The organism is Rhizobium sp. BK176 (genome assembly GCF_024808055.1).
In genome coordinates this window covers 464,765-485,780 of sequence record NZ_JANUBV010000003.1, presented here as the reverse complement: position 1 = coordinate 485,780, position 21,016 = coordinate 464,765, and the positions used below count along the sequence as shown (strand labels likewise).

Sequence of the window (21,016 nt, the reverse complement as noted above, 5' to 3'; positions counted from 1 at the left end):
CGAGACACGCGTTCTTCAAGGCAGGCATCGTCATGGCCGACAGCACGGACACCAAATCCTCCAACCAGATGTGGGGCGGCCGTTTCGCCTCCGGTCCCGATGCGATCATGGAGGAGATAAATGCCTCGATCGGTTTCGACAAGAAGCTGTTTGCCCAGGACATCCGCGGCTCGATCGCCCATGCCACCATGCTTGCCCACCAGGGCATCATTTCCGCTGACGATAAAGACAAAATCGTCGCGGGGCTAAACACGATCCTGTCAGAAATAGAGAGCGGCAACTTCGAATTCTCCCGCAAGCTCGAGGACATTCACATGAATGTCGAGGCCCGTCTCGCGACGCTGATCGGCCCGGCCGCCGGTCGTCTCCACACGGCCCGCTCGCGCAACGACCAGGTGGCGCTCGACTTCCGCCTGTGGGTGAAGGAAGAGCTGCAGAAGACCGAGCAGCTGCTCACCAATCTGATCGCAGCCTTCCTCGACCGCGCCGAAGAGCATGCCGACACCGTCATGCCCGGTTTCACGCACCTGCAGACGGCGCAGCCCGTCACCTTCGGTCATCACTGCATGGCCTATGTCGAAATGTTCGGCCGCGACCGCTCGCGCGTCCGTCACGCCATCGAGCACCTGGACGAAAGCCCGATCGGCTCGGCGGCACTCGCCGGCACCGGCTATCCGATCGATCGCCATATGACGGCCAAGGCGCTCGGCTTCCGAGAGCCGACCCGCAATTCGATCGACACCGTTTCGGACCGCGATTTCGCCATCGAATTCCTGGCCCTCGCCGCCATCTGTGCCATGCACCTGTCGCGTCTGGCCGAGGAGATCGTCATCTGGTCGACGCCTCAGTTCGGTTTCGTCCGCTTGTCGGATGCCTTCTCCACCGGCTCCTCGATCATGCCGCAGAAGAAGAACCCGGATGCCGCCGAGCTGGTGCGCGCCAAGACCGGCCGCATCAACGGCTCACTGATCGCCCTGCTGACGATCATGAAGGGTCTGCCGCTCGCCTATTCCAAGGACATGCAGGAAGACAAGGAACAGGTCTTCGACGCCGCCGAAAGCCTGGAACTGGCAATATCAGCCATGACCGGCATGGTCCGCGACATGACAATCAATACCGCCCGTATGAAGGCCGCGGCCGGCTCCGGCTATTCGACGGCGACCGACCTTGCCGACTGGCTCGTGCGCGAAGCCGGACTGCCGTTCCGCGACGCCCACCATGTGACCGGCCGTGCGGTAGCGTTGGCCGAGAGCAAAAGCTGTGATTTGGCCGAGCTGCCGCTTGCCGATCTGCAGGCCATCAACGCTGCCATCACCGACAGGGTGTACGATGTTCTGACGGTCGAGGCATCGGTTGCCAGCCGCAAGAGCTTCGGCGGAACCGCGCCTTCGGAAGTGCGCAAGCAGATCGCCTATTGGCGCGCCCGCAACTGACCTCAACAATCAGGGTGCACAAGCTGGATAAACTTCGCTATGAAGATGTCCACCAGTGCCGCTTCCCAAGAGGAATTCCATGCAGAAGAGCTTGCCGCAGATCGTCCGCCTGACGGTTGTTTTTGCCGTGATCGGCCTTGCCGTCGCCGGGTGCGGACGAAAAGGCGATCTCGATCCGCCGAGCGCGAATGCAACGAAGACCGGCGACTCGTCGAAGCCGACGCCGCAGCCGGGCACCGCGAACAGGCCATTCATTCTCGATCCGCTTCTCTAAGAGGCCAAGACCGTGAACCATTTCCAGTACATTGACGGCGTCCTCCACGCCGAAAACGTTCCCGTTCCCGAGATCGCCAAGGGCGTCGGCACGCCGTTTTACTGCTATTCCACGGCAACACTCGAGCGCCACTACCGCGTCTTCGCCGAAGCGTTGAGCGGTGTCGACGCGATGGTCTGCTATGCCATGAAGGCGAACTCCAACCAGGCGGTACTGAAGACGCTCGGCAATCTCGGCGCGGGGATCGACGTTGTCTCCGAAGGCGAACTGCGCCGCGCACTGGCCGCCGGCATCCCGGCATCGCGCATCATGTTCTCGGGCGTCGGCAAGACGCCGCGGGAAATGGATTATGCGCTCGAGGCCGGTATCTACTGCTTCAACGTCGAGTCCGAGCCGGAACTCGAGATCCTCAACCAGCGTGCCGTCAAGGCCGGGAAAAAGGCACCGGTCTCCTTCCGGATTAATCCCGATGTCGACGCACGGACGCATGCGAAGATCTCGACCGGCAAGAAGGAAAACAAGTTCGGCATTTCATGGGAGCGCGCCCGCGCCGTCTATGCCCGCGCCGCGACCCTGCCTGGGATCGAAGTGACCGGCATTGACATGCATATCGGCAGCCAGATTACCGACCTGCAGCCGTTCGAGGACGCCTTCAAGCTGCTGCGCGAACTGGTCGGCACGCTGCGCGCAGACGGCCACGCCATACACCACGTCGATGTCGGCGGCGGCCTTGGCATTCCTTACCGCGATGACAACAACCCACCACCGTCACCGGAAGCCTATGCCGCAGTCGTCACGAGCGCGCTGCGCGAACTCAACTGCAAGATCGTCACCGAGCCCGGCCGCCTGATCGTCGGCAATGCCGGCATTCTGGTCACCGAGGTGGTTTATGTGAAGGACGGCGGCGAGAAGACCTTCGTGATCGTCGACGGCGCGATGAACGATCTCATCCGCCCGACGCTCTATGAGGCCTATCACGAGATCCGCCCGGTCGTGATCTCGGCGGCGAACGCGCCCCGCATCAAGGCGGATGTCGTCGGTCCTGTCTGCGAAACCGGCGATTTCTTGGCGCTGGACCGCGAAATGGCCATTCCGAAGCCGGGCGACCTTTTCGCCGTTAGCACCGCGGGCGCATATGGGGCGGTTCAGGCAGGCACGTACAACAGCCGCCTTTTGGTTCCCGAAGTGCTGGTAAAAGGCGGCGATTTCCACGTGATTCGCCCGCGCGGCACCTATGAAGAGCTGATCGGACTCGATTCCGTTCCGGCTTGGCTGGATTGATCACGCGCTCGACGATGACTTCACTTTTTGGCGAAGAGCCCTGAAAAATCGGGATCGATCGGCGCTTGCCCTCGTCTTCGCCACAAAGAATGTTATCCTTGATTGAGAGCGAATTGCGCTAGCAATCGCCGAAGCGCCCTCTGCCCTTGAACGCCAGCTCGCGGAGAACGGATTGAACAAGAGCTCCAGCAGGGAGAAAAACGGTGCATTTGCCCTGAGGCCATCCTTGGCAAGGCTGGTTGCGGCAAAGCGCTTTCTGGCGCGCTTGGTGCTGCTGTCCGAGCAAATCTTGCCGCTCTTCCTGCCGATCCTTTCCGTCGTGGCGCTGTATCTGGCGGCATCGTGGTTCGGCGTCTTCCGCTACGCACCAGAGTGGATCCGCCTGGCGCTGCTCGTCGTTTTCGCGATTGCCGCCGTCGCAACGCTGCTTCCGCTGCGTCGGCTCCATTGGCCCGACACGGCCGCTGCCGACCGGCTGCTCGAACAGCGCAACGGCCTGCAGCACCAGCCGGTGGCCGTCCAGGAAGACGAGCCCGCCACCGACACTCCCTTCGCGCGCGCCCTCTGGCGCGAACACCAGACGCGTATGGCGGAGAAGATCGCGGCGCTCGATACTGGCTTTCCGCGTCCCGACATCGCCTCGCACGACCGGATGGCGTTGCGCGCCGTTCCCGCGCTGCTTGTGGTGATGGCTTTCGGCTATTCGCTGTCGATGAACGGCGGCTCGATTACGGACGCGCTGCAGCCGCGACCGACACCGCAGGCGACCGATCCCGCCGTGCGCATCGATGCCTGGGTTACGCCTCCGTCGTACACCGGCCGCGCCCCGATCTATCTGACGGCGAATGGCACCGAGCAGGCGGCGATCCGCGTTCCTCAACTCTCGAATCTGACGATCCGCGTCAGCGGCGGCAAGACCGCCGAGAAAGTCATCTTCAGGAACGAGAACGGCGAGGCGCAGGAGATCGTGTCTCAAGAGGCGGGCAAGCCGACCGCGCCAATTCCGCAGCCTGAAGGCGCTGCAAATACGCCTCCGTCGGCTGCCACGCATGAGATGAAGCTCGAGGAAAACGGCCAGCTTGAAGTCAACGGCCGGACGTGGAGCTTCGATGTCATCGCCGACAAGGCGCCGGAAATAGCCTTCAATGGGATGCCGAAGCCGACGGTCAATGGTGCGCTCGAAATCGGCTTCACCGTCAAGGACGACTACGGCGTGCAGGAAGCGCGTGCCGAGATCGTTCCCGTTGATGCCGACCCCGCCGCAACACCTCTGTATCCACTGCCCGATTTCCGGTTGGACATCCCTCGCCGCAACTCGCGAGATGCGAAAGGCGTAACCAGCAAGAACCTCACCGAGCACCCGCTGTCCGGCAAGCGCGTCCGCATTACGCTCGTTGCCAAGGACGCTGCAGGCCAGACCGGCCGTAGTCCTCCGCATGAGATGACGCTGCCGGCCCGCCCGTTCAACGAGCCGCTTGCCGCTGCCGTGGCCGAGGAACGGCAGGTGTTCACGCTAGATACACGGAAGATGCCGGAAGCGGTTGCGCTGAACGAAGCACTGACGCTGCGGCCGGAAGAGACGATCCCGAACCTGACCAACTACCTGCTGCTGCAATCGGCGCTGACACGCATGAAGCTCACCAAGGGCGAAGAGGCGATGAAGGACACCGCCGATTATCTTTGGGACATTGCGATCGGCATGGAGGATGGCGACCTTTCGCAGGCCGAGCGCAACCTCCGCAATGCGCAGCAGAACCTGGCCGACGCGTTGCAGCGCAATGCACCGGATGCCGAGATCAAGAAGCTCATGGACGAGCTGCGCAAGGCAATGCAGGACTACATGAAGGAGCTCGCCCAGCGCATGCAGAATGCGCCGATGCAGCCGAACCAGAACGCGCAGAACATCATTCGCCAGCAGGACCTGGAGCGGATGATGGATCAGATCGAGAATCTGGCTCGCTCGGGCAATCGCGATGCGGCCCAGCAGATGCTCTCCGAACTGCAGCGGATGATGAATAATCTGCTGGCCGGCAGGCCGCAGCAAGGACAGCAGGGCCAGGACAACAGCCAGATGCGCCAGCAGATGGACAAACTCGGCCAGATCCTGCGTGACCAGCAGAAGCTGATGGAGGAAACCTTCAAGCTGGATCAGCAGCTGAAGGACCGCATGCAGCGTGGCGACCCCAACATGGGCATGAACGATCCGCTCCTCGACGACATGCCGATGGACAACGACGGCATGCAACAGGATCAACGGCAGGGCCAGCAAGATCAGGGTCAGAATCCGAACCAGAACCAGCAAGGTCAGAACCAGCCGGGGCAGCAGCCTTCGGATCAGATGACCGCGGAGCAGCTGCGCGAAGCCCTGAAGCAACTGCGTTCGCGCCAGGACGAACTCGGCAAGCAGCTCGGAGAGCTTCAGAAGGGGCTCGGCGACATGGGTATCAAGCCCGGCCCGGGCTTCGGCCAGGCGCAGCGCGAAATGGAAGGCGCCGGGCGTGAGCTCGGCCAAGGCCATGGCGAGCCCGCCATACAGGGCCAGGGACGCGCATTGGAAGCGCTGCGCCAAGGCGCGCGCGACATGATGAACCAGATGATGCAGGCAATGCAGGGTCAGCAGGGCCAGGGCCCACAGGGGCAGGTGGGACAAGGCAACCAGAACGGCCGCGATCCCCTTGGCCGTCCACGCCGCGCTGAAGGACCGGATTTCGGCGATCAGGTGAAGGTGCCTGACGAGATTGACGTCCAGCGGGCCCGAGAAATCCTCGACGCCATTCGCGAAAAGCTCGGCAACAACCCGACGCAGGCGATCGAGCGGCAATATCTGGAACGACTGCTAGACATCCAGTAGCGCGTTTGTGCCATTTCGGGTCACAATAGCGTGAGATTCAATGCCTCCACGCGAGAGATACCTATGTCTACTGTGACGCGAGATCGCGCGTCGTTTGGGCACGAGTTGAGGGTATTTCCATGAAAACGGAATTGAAGCTGATTGCAGCTGTCGCTCTTGGATTCGGCATGGCCGCAAGCACGGCAAGCGCATGGGATATCGGTGGTTTCGCAACGACCAACAGTGGCGGCAAGACGCTCGCTGCAGACGGTTACGAATCAAACTGGGATAGATCGGACCGCTATCGCCCGGCTCCCTACAGCATGGAGACGACGGGAAGCATCTCGTCCAATGGCTCGAAGGTACGGCGACCGGTGAATTGCCCGCCGCGGCCGGTTCCCGGTACGCTGCAGACGCAGGGTGGGAACAGCGGAACGACGATAAATTCGGCTTGCCCCGATTATTGAGAAGCTGCGGCTTTCTTACCGGTTGTGCCATCGTCTTAGTGAAGCGATGACAGAGTTGTGCCGATGCCATTGTCGACGCCAAGCTCCAAAATTGAACGCCAAGGCTAGCCTTGCCTGCCGAAAGCTTCGTATGTCACCCTGCAGGTGAATAACGATAGCGATTCGATGGCAATTCTCTTCAAGACGGTAATCAGCGAAAGCGCGGCATTTGAGTTGATCGAGAATGCGCTTGCCCGAACCGGCGAATATGATGGCTACCTCAACGTCGTGGCTGACGAAGGCGAGAAGACCCTCCCCTGGTCACCCGGCATGCATGCCGAGCAGTTCCAGGCGGAAATCACGGAGATTCTCCGTTCGACCTGGGACATCTGCCGCTTCTGGGTGATCTACGAACGCCGGGACGATCGACAGGATGCCGAGGCCAACGCCATTCGCAATGCGGCGTTCAGGCTGACGCGCGGCTATGCCGGCGTCATTGTCGTCACGCTCAGCCTGCTTCACAAGCGCGACAGCCTTGCCGATATCGAACTGATCTTTGTGTGTTTCCAGCAGGACTTCCAGCGACGCAATTTTCGCGTCCGCTATGAAGGCAAATTCATCCCCAACGAGGGCTGAATTGTCGAGAGAGTGCCGTTAGCCGCCTCAGGCGGCCAACGCGCGCGCCACGGCCTTGCGAATGTCAGGCAAGGCAAAGGGCTTCGAGACGACATCGACAATCTTTTCCGCCAGGTCGTCAGCGCGTTCGCGCTGTTCCGCATAGCCGGTCATCAGCAGGATTTTCAGCGCCGGGAAAGCGGATTTCGCCTGATGCGCCAGTTCGATGCCGTCCATCACGGGCATGCGGATATCCGAGAGCAGCAGGTCGTAGACGCCGTCTCTGAGTTTTTCCAGTCCTTCCGCACCGTCGGCAGCTTCCTCGGTCTCATGACCGTCAAGACGCAAAGCGCGGGCTACGAAAGAGCGCAGGGAATCCTCGTCTTCCGTAATCAGAATTTTTGCCATGGTGTGCATCACTCCGTTTCATGCCCCGCAACGGAAATCACACGACTTTCCTTTGCGATCGGTAAACGGCACGAAGGGATGGACGGGATGGTTAACAACCCGTCTTATCCTGACATAGTCAGGCGTCGCCGGTGACGACGCCGACAAAAGGAAGTTCGCGGAACGCATAAGCGACATCCATGCCGTAGCCGACGACGAAATAGTCGGGGCATTCGAAACCGACATAGTCGGCCTCCAGCTTTTCCTTGCGCTTGACGCTCTTGTCGAGGAGCACGGCGATATTGACGTTGCGGGCGCCGCGCTCGTAAAGCAATTCCTTGGCAAACAGCAACGTGCGGCCAGACTCCAGAATGTCGTCGATCAGAAGAACGTCGCGATCCTTCACGTCGCTGTCGATGTCCTTGACGATCCGAACCCCTTGCGAGACCGTGCCGGTGCCATAGCTCGACAGCGTGATGAACTCGACCTCGGGCGCCAACCCGCTGTCATGCAGCGCGCGAATAAGGTCGGCAGCAAAGATGAACGAGCCCTTCAAAACCGCGATGACCAGCAGATCCTTCGTCGGTCCCGATGCAATCTGCTTCGCCATCACATGATTGCGTTCGGCGATCTGCTCGGCGGTGAAGAGTGGTTCGATGTTTTTTCCGCGCACGACGGGCATAAGAAGGCTTGCTCCATGACTAGAAGCACAAGCCGTTACCACAAACGGCGGGACGAAACACCCCTTAGGGCATGAAGGAAAGCCGGACTTCCGGCATTTTTCCACCCGCGTACTGCACTCTGGTCGAAAATCCGCGGCTCTGCCCGCCATAAATGACATCTGCAGGCGGGTTGATGACGATGCTTGCGGTCAGCTGCTCATTGGCAAGAAAATCAGCGCGGATGGGGCGCACGACCTGTGTCGTGCCGCTCTGATTGTCGATGATGCCATTGATCAGCAACACCCGCATGCCGTTCGCATCGCGGGGCGTCATCGTTACATGCGCGAAATGCAGCGGCGAGTCCGTCGATGCCGCCTCGCTTTGCGAAAAGCCAGCAAATCCCCCAACGAGGCCGAACACGAGCACTGAGAGAGCGAGCACCAGCGCGACGAAGGTTCTGACCGATGCCTGCTGCAACCAAGCCTCGCCTGCCCGAGCGAGCGCGGATGGAAGCGACCGCGGTTCTACGCTCGACATGCTCGACGGCTGTGACGGGCGCCGTCGATTGTCATTGAAGCTGCGTCTATCAAAGCCTTGTGTGCGGTTGTTCGAAATCACCACGAATTCGGCATCGGCGACGTCCGTTGGTCGAGCTCGGCGCGCCTCGCGCTTGATCGGTTCGGGCGGCAGAAAATCATAGGTACGGCCGGGCGCCTGGCGTCTGAACGAGGAGGAAGTCATGATGACGGCCTTTCCGGTGTCCACATGGTTTCGGGGCCGGACAGAAATCCGGCATTGAAACGAATCCTGCTCAGTCGTAAATTTTAATGGTTAATGCTTCGCAAAGATCGCCATCAAAGCGGCGTCTTTCCGGTAAATTTACTGGTTGTTAATGGTGTTGGTTAACAAGTCGTGCGGTGAACAAACAAAAGACTGATCTCCCGTTGATCCACTTCGAAAATGTCGGTTTGCGCTATGGCATGGGCCCGGAAATTCTCCGGGACCTGACGTTCGACATTCCGAAGAAATCGTTCCAGTTCCTGACCGGCCCTTCGGGCGCCGGCAAGACCACGCTGCTGAGATTGCTGTTCCTTTCGTTGCAGCCGACCCGCGGGCTGATCCGCATGTTCGGACGCGACATTTCCGACATTCCGCGGCCCGAACTGCCGCTGCTGCGTCGCCGTGTCGGCATCATCTTCCAGGAATTCCGTCTGCTGGATCATTTGACCACCTACGAAAACGTAGCCTTGCCACTGCGCGTTCGCGGCAAGGACGAGAGCTCCTACAAGACGGACGTACTCGAGCTTTTGAAGTGGGTCGGCCTCGGCGAGCGCATCAATGTCCTGCCACCGGTGCTGTCGGGCGGCGAAAAACAGCGCGCCGCGATCGCGCGCGCCCTGATCGACCGTCCCGAAATTCTTCTCGCCGACGAGCCGACCGCGAACGTCGATCCGCCGATGGCCCGCCGACTGCTCAATCTGTTCCTTGAGCTCAACCGTCTCGGTACGGCGGTTGTCATCGCGACCCATGATCTGGCCCTGATGGACCAGGTGGAAGCCCGCCGTATGATTCTCTCGGAAGGGCACCTCGATATCCATGACTAAAGCTGCGCCCAAACCGCCCGCAGAGGCCGCCCAGAAAAGCCAGAAGCGGCCGGAGATGAAGGTGCGCCCGACGGCCCCGATCCTGCCCTCCGCCAACATTCAGGGCAATGCGCTAATGGTGGTCATCGCCATCATGGCCTTCCTTGCCTGCCTGACACTCGGCGGCGTCAGCATGGTGCGCTCCACGGCTGCGAGCTGGGAAAGCCAGATTTCCCGCGAGGTCACGATCCAGATCAAGCCCGACGAGGGGTTGGACATGGAGAAGACGCTGGCGCAGGCGCGCGACCTCGCGCTCACCTTCGTCGGCACCAAGGACGGCCAGATCGTTGACGAAGCGGCAACTGCTCGTCTCCTCGAACCCTGGCTCGGCACCGGGCTCGACATCAAGGAGCTGCCGGTTCCGCGGCTTATCATCATCACCATCGACGAGAACAACCCACCGGATTTCGAGGCGATGCGGACGCTGCTGAAGGAGAGCATTCCTCAGGCCTCGCTCGACGACCACCGCACTTGGGTAGACCGGCTGGTTTCGATGGCCCACACGACCGTTATGATCGGCACCGGCATCCTGCTGCTGGTTTTCTCGGCGATGGTGCTGACCGTGGTCTTCGCGACCCGTGGCGCCCTGTCCGGCAATCGTCACATCGTTGAAGTTCTGCACTTCGTCGGTGCGGAAAGCTCGTTTGTCGCCACCGAGTTCCAGAAGCACTTTCTGAAAATCAGCCTCAAGGGATCGGCGGTCGGCAGTGCCCTCGCCGCGCTCTTCTTCATGACCGCCGGCTTCCTGCAGAGCCGCACGCTGGCGACCCCGCAGACCGACCAGGCAACCGCTCTCTTCGGTACGTTTTCGGTCGGCGCCCTCGGCTATGCCGGCATCTTCGCAACCATGATCGTCATCGCGCTACTGACGACTTTTACAGCTCGCCTCACCGTCATGCGAACGATTTACGAGATTGACACGTTGCGTTCCGATCCGACACGGGCGGACGGGCTCGTGAATTGAGCTTTACATGCCTTTTTTGCCATGAAAGCGTCTGTTCGCCGCCGCAATCTCCATATATTTTCCGATTCATGAGCATGGGCCACATGTCGCGCACCCCGATTCGCCCGGAAACGGAGCTTGCTCGCTCCGAAGGGAGGCCTGTGCGCGGTCCTGTGCGGCGCATGCTGCGCTGGGGTGGCATGGCGTCCGTTCTGGCCATGGCCCTCGTCTTTGGTGGGTTTCTGCGGTTTGCCGATTCGGTCACGACGCTGAAGCCGCCGCTTGATCCCCGGGCGGATGCGATCGTCGTTCTGACCGGCGGCTACCAGCGTATCGACCAGGCCGTCGAATTGCTGCAGAAAGGCGCCGGCAAGCGCCTGCTGATTTCGGGGGTTCACCCGGCAACCACGCCAAAGCAGATCCGCAGAATGACCCAGGCCTCGCCTGAGCTTTTCTCCTGCTGCGTCGACATCGGCTACGATGCGCTCGATACGATCGGCAACGCGCAGGAAGCATCGAACTGGATCCACCAGCGCGGCTACAAGAGCGTCCTTGTCGTTACCAATAACTACCATATGCCGCGCAGCCTGGCGGAACTCGCTTACGTCGACTCCGAAACCCAGTTCATTCCCTATCCTGTCGTGAACACCGACCTGAAGACGAGCGACTGGTTCACCGACCCCAACGCCGTCCGCGTGATGCTCGCCGAGTATGCGAAAGTGCTCTTCGCCGGCGCGCGAAACCTGACCGGGCTCGGCCGTCACCCGGGGCTGCGCTCGGCCGGCGTCTCCGGCTAAGACCGACGGAAACCTTTTTCTGCGAGCCAATATCGTGTAGGAGGGCGCAACCGCCTCTTGCGGGCATTGGCCTCGGGAAAATTTATGATCGCCCTGCGTTCCGTTCTCTTCAACACGATCTTCTACGCCAACCTCATCCTCCGGATGATCGTACTGTGCCCCTATTACTTCCTCGCACCACGCAAGGAAGCCTATAGTGTGCCGAAGAACTGGGCGCTGTCGTGCCACTGGCTGATGGAAAAGATCGTGGGCACGACCTTCGAGATCGAGGGCATGGAGAACCTACCTGACGGCGGCTATATCCTGGCGCCGAAGCACCAGTCGTTCTGGGACACCTACGCCCTGCTGCCGTGGCTGAAGGATCCGGTCTACATCCTCAAACGCGAGCTGATGTGGATTCCGCTCTTCGGCTGGTATGCCAAGAAGCAGCGGATGATCCCGATCAACCGCGGTGCGCGCGGCAAGGTGATGGTCGAGGCATTGCGGCGGACCAAGGAAGAACTGGCAACCGGCCGCCAGCTGATCATCTATCCCGAGGGAACCCGCCGCCCGCCGGGCGCAGAGCCGCTCTACAAATACGGCATCGCCCGCATGTACCGCGACCTGCAGCTGCCGGTCGTGCCAGTCGCCATGCATCCCGGCTTGTTCTGGCCGCGACGCAGCACAATGCGCTATCCCGGCCACTTCAAGGTAAGAATCCTGCCGCCGATCCATCCTGGCATGGATCCCGATGCCTTCTTTGCCCATCTGATCGAGGTGACCGAGAGGGCGAGCGACGAGCTGCTGATCGATACTATCAAGCGGAACCCGGATCTGCCGCTCCCGCCGACCGCCGCTAACCGTCTCGCGGAATTGCAAAAGAGTGAGACAGCGACGGCCTGAGGTCAGGCGGCTTGTTTCAGCCGCTCCACTTCGCAGGCCACCTGCTCCAGCCAGTGATCGCGAATGCCCATTTGCCGCAAGTGCGCCAGTGTATTGAAGACATAGGCGTCGTTCGGCCCCGACTTGCCTTGCGCACGGTGGACTACGGATGCGGCCGCAATCGCATCGAGACTGCCGGCATATTGCGTGTGTTTGCGATCGACGACATAGGCGACCGCCTTGCTTGTCCGGCCGTCCGCCAGCTGGAGCGGCAGGCAGCGCTCGAGATAGACGTTGGTGACCAGCTCGCGCTCCCGGAGATAGTCGATCGTTTCGTCCCATAGCGACGGGGCGATCCGGAAGCCCATGCCGCGACATGATCCGCCGCGATCGAGGCCCAGCACGAGGCCTGGATTCTGCTCGGTGCCACGATGCACCCAAGAACGGACGCAGAGCGAACGCCTGTAGCCATAGACAAGAGCCTGAGAACGCTCCAAAAACTCGAAACCCGGATTCCACATCAGGGATCCGTAGCCAAATACCCAAAATTCGTCCATATCGCACGCCAGACCGACATTCCCACTCGCGAGTCACCATTGGAGAACATCATGGCATCGTCAAGCCAATCCCGTAGCGGCAGAAAATTCTGGTTGCTCGGCGGCGGTATCGTCCTGGTGATCGCGCTCTACACCGCCGGCTGGTTCTATGCCGCCTCGCAACTTAAGACGACCGTACTGAGGGCGATCGCACCCGGCAATACGGCCGGCGTCAGCGGCGAGTGCGCGGATATCGACTTCCGCGGCTATCCGTTCCGCATTGGCCTCTTCTGCTCGAAAGTCGATGTCGATGACAGCGTCAACGGCGTGTCGGCGAGTTTCGGCCAGCTGCGCTCAGCAGCCCAAGTCTACGCTCCAGGCCATATCGTGTGGGAACTCGACTCGCCTGCCGAGATCCGTAGCGCCCACGGCCTGACCCTCAACGCCGAATGGGCTAGCCTGCAGTCCAGCCTGATAACGAAGCTGAAGGGCATCGACCGTTCCTCCACCGTCATCGAAGGGCTGAAGGGAACGGCAGTATCCTCGCAGACCGGCCAGTCGATCAACTTCGACGCCGCTCATACCGAAATTCACCTCCGTCAGAACGGCGGCGATCTTGACAGCGCGATCTCCGTCACGGACGCCAATACCGTGATCAAGGACTGGCCGGCCTTCCCCAAGCTCTCGGCGAGCGCCGACGTGACGCTCGCCGGCAAGGCCGGCATGATCGATGGCAGCGATCAAAGAGGCCTCTACGGCTCGAGCGGCGAACTGCGCAAGGTTGTGGCCGATATTGGTGACGGCAAGGTCATGACACTGAGCGGCCCCTTCTCCTTCGACGAAGAGGGCTATCTCTCAGGCAAGTTCAAGCTGGAGATCGAACAGCTCGGCCCTTGGCGCGACAGCATCAAGCAGACCTTCCCCGAGATCGCCAAGACCGTCGATACCGCCGCCAAGCTTTTGAAGGCGCTGGCAGGCGGCGGCGACAAGGTGTCGGTCGACCTCGTCGTGGCACGCGGCAATGCCACGGTCGGCGGCTTCATCCCGCTCGGATCGATCCCGCCGATCTGAAACTAGGGCCTTTCAGGGTCAAGCATTCTTCTCGAGCGGATGCGGGCGACCGAAGTCGGGGGCATCGACATCCTGACCCGCCTGGATGATCGAGCGGCGGATCGAGCGGGTTCGCGTGAAGAGATCGAAGATCTTGTCGCCCTCGCCCCAGCGAATGGCCCGCTGCAGATAGGCGAGATCTTCGGAGAAGCGCGCCAGCATTTCGAGGATGGCATCCTTGTTGTGAAGGCAGACATCGCGCCACATCGTCGGGTCGGAGGCGGCGAGACGCGTGAAATCGCGGAAACCGGAGGCGGAATATTTGATGACTTCCGACTCAGTGACCGCTTCCAGATCGTCCGCAGTGCCGACGATGTTGTAGGCGATGATGTGCGGCAGGTGCGAGACAATAGCCAGCACCTTGTCGTGATGCTCCGGATCCATCTCGTCGACCTTGGAGCCCAACGCTTCCCAGAACTGCCGCAGCCTTTTCAGTGCTGCTTCATCCGTGCCCGCGATCGGCGTGAAAATGCACCAGCGCCCTTCGAAGAGCCCCGGGAAACCGGCATCCGGACCGGACTTCTCGGTACCCGCCAGCGGATGGCCAGGAATGAAATGGACATGCGGCGGCATATGCGGCTGCATCTGGGCTATGACCGAAGCCTTGGTCGAGCCGACGTCGGTGACAATCGCACCGGGCTTCAGGCTGCCGGCGATCTCCTTGGCAACACTCTCTGATGCCCCTACCGGCACCGAGACGATCACGAGGTCCGCATCCTTGACCGCCTCGGCCGATGACGTCGTATAGCGGTCGCCGAGTTGCAGTTCCTCGGCCCGCTTCAGCGTGTCGGCACTGCGCGTGGCGATGACAACCTCTTTCGCCAGACCAAGCCGCTTGATGTCATGCGCGATGGAGGAGCCGATCAGGCCGATCCCGATCAGCGCAATGCGATCGAACTGCACCGTCATGACTTGCGTCCCATAAACTCGCCGAGCGCTTCGATGACGCCGCGGTTCGCCTCTTCCGGGCCGATGCTCATGCGCAGCGCGTTGGGGAATCCGTAGCCCTTCACCGCCCTCAGGATATATCCGCGGCTTGTCAGGAACTCATCGGCCTCGGGCGCGCGCTTGCCGTCGACATCGGGGAAGTGAATGAGCACGAAATTGGTGACCGATGGCGTCACCTTGAGACCGATAGCCTCGAGCGCGACCGTCATCTTCTCGATCCACATCAGATTGAAGGCGACCGCTTCCTGCATGAACCCTTGGTCGCGGATGGCAGCAGCACCGGCAGAGATGGCCGCTGCGTTCATGTTAAACGGACCACGGACACGATTGACCGCATCGATGATATCGGCCGGCGCATACATCCAGCCGACACGCAGCGCCGCCAAGCCGTAGACCTTCGAGAAGGTGCGGGTCATGACGACGTTCGGGTTGGACGACACGATCTCGATGCCGGCCTCATAATCGTTGCGGCGGACGTATTCGGCATAGGCCGCGTCAAGGATGAGCACGACGTTCTTGGGTAGGGCAGCATGCAGGCGACGAATCTCGCTGACGGGGACGAATGTGCCCGTCGGATTGCCGGGGTTGGCGATAAAGACCATCTTCGTCTTCGGCGTAACCGCAGCAAGGATCGCATCGACGTCAACCGTTGCGTCCTTCTCCTTGACGGTAACGGGGGTGGCACCCGCACCCATGATCTGGATCTTGTAGACGAGGAAGCCATGCTCGGTGATGATGGCTTCGTCGCCAGTGCCGAGATAGACATGGCAGAGCAGCCCGAGCAACTCGTCCGAGCCATTGCCGCACATGATGTTAGCCGGGTTAAGCCCGTGAACCGCCGCGATGGCCTCGCGCAGTTCGAGGGCCTGCCCGTCCGGATACCGTTCGAGGCTGTCGGCGGCATTGCGGAAGGCGTCGATTGCCTTCGGGCTCGCGCCAAGCGGCGTCTCATTGGACGAGAGCTTGTAGACACGGGCGACGCCCGGCGCATGTTCCTTGCCCGGCACATAGGCTGCGATATCCAGAATACCGGAACGCGGAACGGGCTTGCTCTTGTCTTCGCTCATCAGATCGACCTTGGGAAAATACCGGGAAAAATTCGGCTGAAAATTGCCTAGAGGCAATAGAACGGAAAGGCGATCTTGTCGAGTGCCGCGGGACCTGGGTCAGGACCGGCTAGCGGCTGCGCGTCGTCGGAACACCATGCGGCGCCAGCACCGGCACGAAGACGCGCCGCGAGGCGCGGGCGGCAACGGGCAGGCCCTGATAGAGTCGCTTCTGCGCCTCGACGATGATGACGCCGGAAAAGGCGGGCCATAAGGTGCGTCCCACGCGGTCGAAAACGCTGCGCAATCGCATCATGGTCCGCAGCTTCGACGGCGGAAAGAACAGAGCCTCCGCTGTCGCGCCGGGCGTGAAATTGGTCTCGCGCAACAGACTTGTCAGCTGCCCGCGCGAATAGGGGCGCCCTGACCCAAACGGTGTATGTTCCATGCGCGCCCAAACACCGCGACGGTTCGGCACGACAATGACCAGCCGACCGCCAGGCGCCAGCACGCGCCACAGCTCCTTCAGGGTTTCCCGTGGGCTCTCGGCGAATTCGAGCGAATGGACCATCAGCACCCGGTCGATCGATGAATCGGGCAGCGGCAGCTCCTCGTCGAAGATCAGGGCCGTCGTCGACAATGCACCCACAGGCCAGTTCACCGCCCCCTGCCCCGCCGGCATGAAGGCAAAGGTTCGCTCCGTGTCGGGCTGGAAGCGATCGAGGAAGGGAACGACATAGCCCAGACCCACAAGGCGCTCCTGCGGCAGCCGGACCCAAAGCGAGGAAAGCGCCATGGCGATCGACTGCTCGGCAATACGTCCGAGGTCGGAATGATAGAACTGGCGAAGGTCGACGATATCAGCGTGCATTGAGCCAAATGTTATCAATGGGCGGTTGGACTTCAAGGCACGACCCTCTACATTCCCGGTAAACCCGCGATAAAGAGGCTGCCTGAGACTATGAAACCTTTGGATTTAGACGTTTTTCTTTGCCGTTCCGATAATTTCGGCGTGTTGGTGCATGATCCGGAAACTGGCCTGACCGCCTCGATCGACGCGCCCGATGCAGCTGCCGTCGAAAGGGCGGCAAGCCGCCGCGGCTGGACGATATCGCATATTTTTACGACCCATCATCACACCGACCACGTCGAAGGCAATCTGGCGCTCAAGGAGCAGTATGGCTGCGAGATCATCGGTCCGGTCAACGAAGCGGTGGCGATCCCTGGCCTCGACAAGACGATGGCCGATGGAGATACGTTCCTCTTCGGCGATCACACGGTTGCAGTCATCGAAACACCAGGACATACGGCCGGGCACATCTGCTACCACTTTGTCGATGACAAGCTGCTGTTTGCCGCCGATACGCTCTTCGCCCTCGGCTGCGGCCGCCTGTTCGAGCGGCCGGCCGCCGATATGTGGCATTCGCTGCAGAAGTTAGCCGTTCTGCCCGACGAAACCGCCGTCTATTTCGGCCACGAATATACCCTGTCGAATGCGCGCTTCGCACTCACCATCGACCCTGATAATCAGCGCCTGATCAGCCGTGCAGCCGAGATCGAGGCGCTGCGGGCCGAGAACAAGTTCACGATTCCGACGACGCTGGCGCTGGAGAAGGAGACCAACCCCTTCCTGCGCGCCGCCGATCCCGCCATCCGCCGCAACCTCTTGATGGAAACCAAGACCAACGAGGAAGTCTTCGCGGAAATCCGTCGGCGCAAGGACAATTTCTAATGTCGCCGGACGATATTATTAGCGAACTTGGAATGCAGCCGCACCCCGAAGGTGGTTGGTATGTGCAGACCTTTCGCGACACCGACGGCGGATCACGCGGCCATTCGACGGCGATCTACTATCTATTGAAGGCGGGGCAGCGATCCCACTGGCACCGTGTTCGCGATGCTGTAGAGGTATGGCATCATTATGCCGGGGCTCCGCTTGCTCTTCACCGCTCGCAGGATGGCAGCGGCCGCGAGACGGTGGTGCTTGGGACTGACATCCTCAAGGGCGAGCGTCCGCAGGCGGTCATTCCCGCCAACTGGTGGCAATCGGCTGAAACGACAGGCGATTACACGCTCGTCGGATGCACCGTTGCGCCAGGCTTCGACTTCGCCTCCTTCGAGATGGCACCACCGGACTGGCAGCCTGTCGGTTGAACGCTATTCGGCGGCCGCCGGCTGTTCGGCAGTCGTGGCCTTCCGGCGAAACAGCTCGTTTGCGGCGAGAACGGCGCCGCCTGTAACCAGCACGCACGCAAGCGCGATCCGCCAGCTCGGCTCGGCAAAGCCGAACAGCGTCAGGTTCAACGTCGAAAGAAGCGGCGCGGCATAGCTCGCAGCGCCGAGGATCTGGATATCACCATTCTTGACGCCGTAATCCCAGGCATAGAAGGCTGCACCGACCGGGAAGAGCCCGAGGCCGAGAACCGCAACCCACTGCGAGACCCCCACGGGCCAGACCGTTGTCTCCAGGCCGAGATGGCAGATGGACGACAGGATCGCGGTCGCGAGGCAGAAGCCGGTGACGACATCGGTCGAGACAGCATCGAACCGGCGCGTCAGCAGTGAATACCCCGACCATGTGAAGGCGCAGAGGAAGGCCGCGCCATAGCCGACGGCATAGGCACCATCGAAGTTGATGCCGTTGCGGCCGACGATCAGGAAGGTGCCACAGAGACCGGCCAGCGCTCCCGCGACATGATACCAGCGCAGCCGTTCGCCCGGTAGCAACGCCGACCCGACAACGATCAGCAGCGGCCAGAGATAGGCAATCAGCCCGGCCTCGACCGCCGGCGCATTCCTGAGCGCCGTGAAGTAAAGGAAATGATATCCGAACAGCCCGGCGATCCCAACGATCCATACCTTGGCCGGCTGCTTGAGCAGAGCGAGCCGCGACGGATTGAGGATCAGCACGACGATGCCGGGGATGCTGCCGATGGCAAAGCAGATCGCGGACAGCTGGAAGGGCGGCATCGTACCTGACGCAGCCGTGAATAACGCCAGGAACGACCACATGAGAATAGCCGCAAAGCCGATTAGCGTTGCCCGAAGCTTCACCTGTCCCCCTTTACGGAGACACTTGCTCCGTCAGCTCGCGCCGTATTTCACCGCCGTGATCGTCACCGGACCGTATTGCGTCGGAATACGGACGTAGACCGGAGCATATACATTTGCAGCATCCGACTTGGCAAACCAGATTTCCATCCGGCTGCTCTTGCTCAGATAGTCGATATCGCTGCGGCCCTTCTTGTAGCCGGAGCGCGGGACGAAGCGCACGCTGCAAACGGTCGCTTTGCCGCTGAACCCCGACGTCGAGAAATCCTGAGAGCCCTTTGGCGAGAGCACCAGATCCATGCGCATTTCGCCATCGTAGATCGGCAGTTTCTGCGCGCAGACATTGGCGTCGGCAGGGAAGATCAGGCCGGAGATCGGATCAAGGACGGAACGCAGGTCGCTTGCCGGCACGCTGACCCAGTTCTTCGGCGGTGTCCGTGGCGGCCTGACGGTCGTCGAAGTGATATTGCCGTTGTTGTAACGCACCTCGTATGTCCGGGCGCGCTTGCCGCTCTTGTAATAGAGATAGTAGCGGGACGCCTGCAGCCGGTCACCGCGCAGGACGCCGTCAACGCTGGTCTTTGCAGAGATATTGGTGACGAGATCGGCAAGTCCTGCCGAGCTGATGTCGCCGGATACCTTGTAGCTCTTGTCGTCCTCGATCTTCGTCAGGAAGGCGGCGCGCGCAATCGTCAGGATACCAAGCGAAACCCTGTACTCGGTGCGATGCACGATCTCGCTTGCGCCGGCCGGAATGGCCACCAGCGCTGCGACTGCGGAAATAAGAATGCGTTTGCCCAGATGAGCCATGAAATGAACCTTGTTCAGGCGGCTGGAAACGCCGTTGATAACGGTCTATACGCCTGTCTCTCGATGAAGCAAACACGAGCTTTTTGACAGAATTGCGGGAAATGCCAAGGATTGGCTTGACGCGCACGGCCTGTCTGACTATAGAACCGCAACTTTCCAATCATGGTCTGATGGATTGCTAGCCCGGTTTTGCGTGGGCGTGCACCCGATGGCCGAGAAAAACAAGAATAGGTGTTCCATGTCCCGCATGTGCGAATTGACCGGCAAGGCAGTCCTCGTTGGCAACAATGTCAGCCATGCCAACAACAAGACCAAGCGCCGGTTCCTCCCGAACCTGTGCCAGGTTACGCTGATCTCCGACGCGCTCGGCCAGCGTTACCGTCTTCGCGTTTCGGCTGCTGCTCTTCGTTCCGTCGAGCATCGTGGCGGTCTCGATGCCTTCCTGATCAAGGCAAGCGAAAATGAACTGTCGATGCGCGCTCGTCTGCTGCGTCGCCAGATCGTCAAGAAGACTGCCGAAGCCGCTGCTGCGTAAGCTTCGACTGCTTCTTTTTCATACGGCTTCAGAAGGCTTGCACGGATGAACTCCGGACAAGCCTTTTGCTTTGCCGGTCTGTTCCTCCAACTGGTGGCATACCCCAGGATAAAAAAATGCTGACGACACGCTCTACGCTTATCTATGTCACCCTCATGACGCTGGTCGTCGTCGCCTCGAACTTCCTCGTGCAGTTCCCTCTGAATGCCGAATTCGCCGGCATCAATCTGGCCGACATCCTGACCTGGGGTGCTTTTACTTATCCGGTCGCCTTCCTCATCACCGATCTGACCAACCGCCAGTTCGGACCGCAGGCGGCCCGCAAGGTCGTCTTCGCCGGCTTCGTCGTCGGTGTGGCGCTGTCCTTCTATACCTCGGTGCCGCGCATCGCGATTGCGTCGGGCTCGGCCTACCTGGCCGGTCAGCTGCTTGATATCTCGGTCTTCAATCGCCTGCGCCGTCAGGCCTGGTGGCGCGCGCCGCTCGTCGGCTCGCTGATCGGCTCGATGCTGGACACGATCATCTTCTTCTCCTTCGCATTTGCTGCCTTCTTCGTCTTCTTCGGCCCGAATGATCCTTTCGCGCTGGAATCCGCCCCGATCCTCGGCGCATTCACGGCCGAAGCCCCGCGCTGGATTTCCTGGGCGATCGGCGACTTTACGGTGAAGGTAGTCGTCGGTCTCGTAATGCTGCTGCCATACGGCGCACTGATGAACGTGCTGCGCCCCCTGCAGGCCGCCACCGCCCGCTGAGCGCGCTCCCCCAATTCGAGTTCCAGCTGTTCGGCGGAGCCTATCGCTCCGCCGTT

24 protein-coding genes are annotated in these 21,016 nt (G+C 61.0%); 15 read left to right on the top strand and 9 right to left on the bottom strand.

What is annotated here, in order from left to right; genetic code table 11:
- The first annotated feature begins 32 nt into the window (after positions 1–32).
- From argH to FHT76_RS15020, 6 genes are all read left to right on the top strand, one after another.
- Complete coding sequence (argH, locus tag FHT76_RS15045) at positions 33–1,433, top strand: argininosuccinate lyase (protein ID WP_183863644.1); 1,401 nt, start codon at positions 33–35, stop codon at positions 1,431–1,433.
- 79 nt (positions 1,434–1,512) lie between these two features.
- Complete coding sequence (locus tag FHT76_RS15040) at positions 1,513–1,707, top strand: LPS translocon maturation chaperone LptM (RefSeq protein ID WP_016556431.1); 195 nt, start codon at positions 1,513–1,515, stop codon at positions 1,705–1,707.
- A 12-nt stretch (positions 1,708–1,719) separates the two neighbouring features.
- On the top strand, positions 1,720–2,988 hold the full coding sequence (gene lysA, locus FHT76_RS15035) for a diaminopimelate decarboxylase (protein WP_183863645.1): 1,269 nt from the start codon (positions 1,720–1,722) through the stop codon (positions 2,986–2,988).
- Positions 2,989–3,160: 172 nt separating this feature from the next.
- Complete coding sequence (locus FHT76_RS15030) at positions 3,161–5,839, top strand: TIGR02302 family protein (protein WP_259185665.1); 2,679 nt, start codon at positions 3,161–3,163, stop codon at positions 5,837–5,839.
- A gap of 119 nt (positions 5,840–5,958) precedes the next feature.
- Positions 5,959–6,285 carry a hypothetical protein gene (locus tag FHT76_RS15025; RefSeq protein ID WP_183863646.1) on the top strand — a complete coding sequence of 109 codons (327 nt, stop codon included), beginning with the start codon at positions 5,959–5,961 and terminating at the stop codon, positions 6,283–6,285.
- Positions 6,286–6,450: 165 nt separating this feature from the next.
- The gene (locus FHT76_RS15020) at positions 6,451–6,900 is read left to right on the top strand and encodes a hypothetical protein (protein WP_016556435.1); all 450 of its coding nucleotides are present in this window, start codon (positions 6,451–6,453) and stop codon (positions 6,898–6,900) included.
- Between the two features lie 27 nt (positions 6,901–6,927).
- Here FHT76_RS15020 and FHT76_RS15015 read toward each other — a convergent pair whose 3' ends face one another.
- The 3 genes from FHT76_RS15015 to FHT76_RS15005 form a co-directional block, all read right to left on the bottom strand.
- Complete coding sequence (locus FHT76_RS15015) at positions 6,928–7,287, bottom strand: response regulator (protein ID WP_007789408.1); 360 nt, start codon at positions 7,285–7,287, stop codon at positions 6,928–6,930.
- Positions 7,288–7,405: 118 nt separating this feature from the next.
- Positions 7,406–7,948: a hypoxanthine phosphoribosyltransferase gene (hpt, locus tag FHT76_RS15010; protein WP_183863647.1), complete on the bottom strand. Its 543-nt coding sequence runs from the start codon at positions 7,946–7,948 to the stop codon at positions 7,406–7,408.
- 64 nt (positions 7,949–8,012) lie between these two features.
- Positions 8,013–8,669, bottom strand: coding sequence for a hypothetical protein (locus FHT76_RS15005; RefSeq protein ID WP_183863648.1), 657 nt, complete (start codon positions 8,667–8,669; stop codon positions 8,013–8,015).
- A 203-nt stretch (positions 8,670–8,872) separates the two neighbouring features.
- Here FHT76_RS15005 and ftsE point away from each other — a divergent pair, with 203 nt between their 5' ends.
- The 4 genes from ftsE to FHT76_RS14985 all read left to right on the top strand — a co-directional run bounded on the left by ftsE (position 8,873) and on the right by FHT76_RS14985 (position 12,193).
- Positions 8,873–9,532 carry a cell division ATP-binding protein FtsE gene (ftsE, locus tag FHT76_RS15000; protein ID WP_007528031.1) on the top strand — a complete coding sequence of 220 codons (660 nt, stop codon included), beginning with the start codon at positions 8,873–8,875 and terminating at the stop codon, positions 9,530–9,532.
- A gap of 55 nt (positions 9,533–9,587) precedes the next feature.
- On the top strand, positions 9,588–10,535 hold the full coding sequence (locus tag FHT76_RS14995) for an ABC transporter permease (RefSeq protein WP_016556439.1): 948 nt from the start codon (positions 9,588–9,590) through the stop codon (positions 10,533–10,535).
- A gap of 68 nt (positions 10,536–10,603) precedes the next feature.
- The gene (locus tag FHT76_RS14990) at positions 10,604–11,311 is read left to right on the top strand and encodes a YdcF family protein (RefSeq protein ID WP_405049502.1); all 708 of its coding nucleotides are present in this window, start codon (positions 10,604–10,606) and stop codon (positions 11,309–11,311) included.
- An 84-nt stretch (positions 11,312–11,395) separates the two neighbouring features.
- On the top strand, positions 11,396–12,193 hold the full coding sequence (locus FHT76_RS14985) for a 1-acyl-sn-glycerol-3-phosphate acyltransferase (protein WP_259126852.1): 798 nt from the start codon (positions 11,396–11,398) through the stop codon (positions 12,191–12,193).
- A 2-nt stretch (positions 12,194–12,195) separates the two neighbouring features.
- Here FHT76_RS14985 and FHT76_RS14980 read toward each other — a convergent pair whose 3' ends face one another.
- Positions 12,196–12,729: a gamma-glutamylcyclotransferase gene (locus FHT76_RS14980; protein ID WP_259126853.1), complete on the bottom strand. Its 534-nt coding sequence runs from the start codon at positions 12,727–12,729 to the stop codon at positions 12,196–12,198.
- A 51-nt stretch (positions 12,730–12,780) separates the two neighbouring features.
- Here FHT76_RS14980 and FHT76_RS14975 point away from each other — a divergent pair, with 51 nt between their 5' ends.
- On the top strand, positions 12,781–13,779 hold the full coding sequence (locus FHT76_RS14975; RefSeq protein ID WP_183863650.1) for a DUF2125 domain-containing protein: 999 nt from the start codon (positions 12,781–12,783) through the stop codon (positions 13,777–13,779).
- An 18-nt stretch (positions 13,780–13,797) separates the two neighbouring features.
- On the opposite strand, the gene FHT76_RS14970 is transcribed toward FHT76_RS14975, so the two are convergent.
- The 3 genes from FHT76_RS14970 to FHT76_RS14960 all read right to left on the bottom strand — a co-directional run bounded on the left by FHT76_RS14970 (position 13,798) and on the right by FHT76_RS14960 (position 16,719).
- Positions 13,798–14,727 (bottom strand): prephenate/arogenate dehydrogenase family protein, encoded by a 930-nt coding sequence (locus FHT76_RS14970; RefSeq protein ID WP_016556444.1) that lies wholly within the window; start codon positions 14,725–14,727, stop codon positions 13,798–13,800.
- Complete coding sequence (gene hisC, locus FHT76_RS14965) at positions 14,724–15,833, bottom strand: histidinol-phosphate transaminase (RefSeq protein WP_259126855.1); 1,110 nt, start codon at positions 15,831–15,833, stop codon at positions 14,724–14,726. The genes FHT76_RS14970 and hisC overlap by 4 nt, the downstream gene beginning before the upstream one ends.
- Positions 15,834–15,942: 109 nt before the next feature.
- A complete protein-coding gene (locus FHT76_RS14960) occupies positions 15,943–16,719 on the bottom strand; it encodes a class I SAM-dependent methyltransferase (RefSeq protein ID WP_259126856.1) in 777 nt (258 codons plus the stop codon).
- A gap of 54 nt (positions 16,720–16,773) precedes the next feature.
- Between FHT76_RS14960 and gloB the strand changes: the two genes are divergently transcribed.
- A complete protein-coding gene (gloB, locus tag FHT76_RS14955; RefSeq protein ID WP_259126857.1) occupies positions 16,774–17,544 on the top strand; it encodes a hydroxyacylglutathione hydrolase in 771 nt (256 codons plus the stop codon).
- Positions 17,544–17,966, top strand: a complete 423-nt coding sequence (locus FHT76_RS14950; protein ID WP_259126859.1) for a cupin domain-containing protein — start codon at positions 17,544–17,546, stop codon at positions 17,964–17,966. Before gloB ends, FHT76_RS14950 begins: the two co-directional genes overlap by 1 nt.
- A 3-nt stretch (positions 17,967–17,969) precedes the next feature.
- Here FHT76_RS14950 and FHT76_RS14945 read toward each other — a convergent pair whose 3' ends face one another.
- The gene (locus FHT76_RS14945) at positions 17,970–18,866 is read right to left on the bottom strand and encodes a DMT family transporter (RefSeq protein WP_183863654.1); all 897 of its coding nucleotides are present in this window, start codon (positions 18,864–18,866) and stop codon (positions 17,970–17,972) included.
- Positions 18,867–18,896: 30 nt separating this feature from the next.
- Complete coding sequence (locus tag FHT76_RS14940) at positions 18,897–19,673, bottom strand: DUF3108 domain-containing protein (RefSeq protein WP_183863655.1); 777 nt, start codon at positions 19,671–19,673, stop codon at positions 18,897–18,899.
- Positions 19,674–19,911: 238 nt separating this feature from the next.
- On the opposite strand from FHT76_RS14940, the gene rpmB reads away from it, so the two are divergent.
- Together rpmB and FHT76_RS14930 are read left to right on the top strand one after the other, a co-directional pair.
- The gene (rpmB, locus tag FHT76_RS14935; RefSeq protein ID WP_016556451.1) at positions 19,912–20,208 is read left to right on the top strand and encodes a 50S ribosomal protein L28; all 297 of its coding nucleotides are present in this window, start codon (positions 19,912–19,914) and stop codon (positions 20,206–20,208) included.
- Between the two features lie 116 nt (positions 20,209–20,324).
- A complete protein-coding gene (locus FHT76_RS14930; protein ID WP_259185663.1) occupies positions 20,325–20,960 on the top strand; it encodes a queuosine precursor transporter in 636 nt (211 codons plus the stop codon).
- Positions 20,961–21,016: the final 56 nt, after the last annotated feature.

Bases quoted from the DNA above. Each gene is read 5' to 3' on its own strand.
- argH (WP_183863644.1), top strand. From the start codon at position 33: ATGGCCGACAGCACGGACACCAAATCCTCCAACCAGATGTGGGGCGGC.
- FHT76_RS15040 (WP_016556431.1), top strand. From the start codon at position 1,513: ATGCAGAAGAGCTTGCCGCAGATCGTCCGCCTGACGGTTGTTTTTGCC.
- FHT76_RS15025 (WP_183863646.1), top strand. From the start codon at position 5,959: ATGAAAACGGAATTGAAGCTGATTGCAGCTGTCGCTCTTGGATTCGGC.
- FHT76_RS15020 (WP_016556435.1), top strand. From the start codon at position 6,451: ATGGCAATTCTCTTCAAGACGGTAATCAGCGAAAGCGCGGCATTTGAG.
- FHT76_RS15015 (WP_007789408.1), bottom strand. From the start codon at position 7,287: ATGGCAAAAATTCTGATTACGGAAGACGAGGATTCCCTGCGCTCTTTC.
- hpt (WP_183863647.1), bottom strand. From the start codon at position 7,948: ATGCCCGTCGTGCGCGGAAAAAACATCGAACCACTCTTCACCGCCGAG.
- FHT76_RS15005 (WP_183863648.1), bottom strand. From the start codon at position 8,669: ATGACTTCCTCCTCGTTCAGACGCCAGGCGCCCGGCCGTACCTATGAT.
- FHT76_RS14995 (WP_016556439.1), top strand. From the start codon at position 9,588: ATGAAGGTGCGCCCGACGGCCCCGATCCTGCCCTCCGCCAACATTCAG.
- FHT76_RS14990 (WP_405049502.1), top strand. From the start codon at position 10,604: ATGAGCATGGGCCACATGTCGCGCACCCCGATTCGCCCGGAAACGGAG.
- FHT76_RS14985 (WP_259126852.1), top strand. From the start codon at position 11,396: ATGATCGCCCTGCGTTCCGTTCTCTTCAACACGATCTTCTACGCCAAC.
- FHT76_RS14980 (WP_259126853.1), bottom strand. From the start codon at position 12,729: ATGGACGAATTTTGGGTATTTGGCTACGGATCCCTGATGTGGAATCCG.
- FHT76_RS14975 (WP_183863650.1), top strand. From the start codon at position 12,781: ATGGCATCGTCAAGCCAATCCCGTAGCGGCAGAAAATTCTGGTTGCTC.
- FHT76_RS14970 (WP_016556444.1), bottom strand. From the start codon at position 14,727: ATGACGGTGCAGTTCGATCGCATTGCGCTGATCGGGATCGGCCTGATC.
- hisC (WP_259126855.1), bottom strand. From the start codon at position 15,833: ATGAGCGAAGACAAGAGCAAGCCCGTTCCGCGTTCCGGTATTCTGGAT.
- gloB (WP_259126857.1), top strand. From the start codon at position 16,774: ATGAAACCTTTGGATTTAGACGTTTTTCTTTGCCGTTCCGATAATTTC.
- FHT76_RS14950 (WP_259126859.1), top strand. From the start codon at position 17,544: ATGTCGCCGGACGATATTATTAGCGAACTTGGAATGCAGCCGCACCCC.
- FHT76_RS14940 (WP_183863655.1), bottom strand. From the start codon at position 19,673: ATGGCTCATCTGGGCAAACGCATTCTTATTTCCGCAGTCGCAGCGCTG.
- rpmB (WP_016556451.1), top strand. From the start codon at position 19,912: ATGTCCCGCATGTGCGAATTGACCGGCAAGGCAGTCCTCGTTGGCAAC.
- FHT76_RS14930 (WP_259185663.1), top strand. From the start codon at position 20,325: ATGCTGACGACACGCTCTACGCTTATCTATGTCACCCTCATGACGCTG.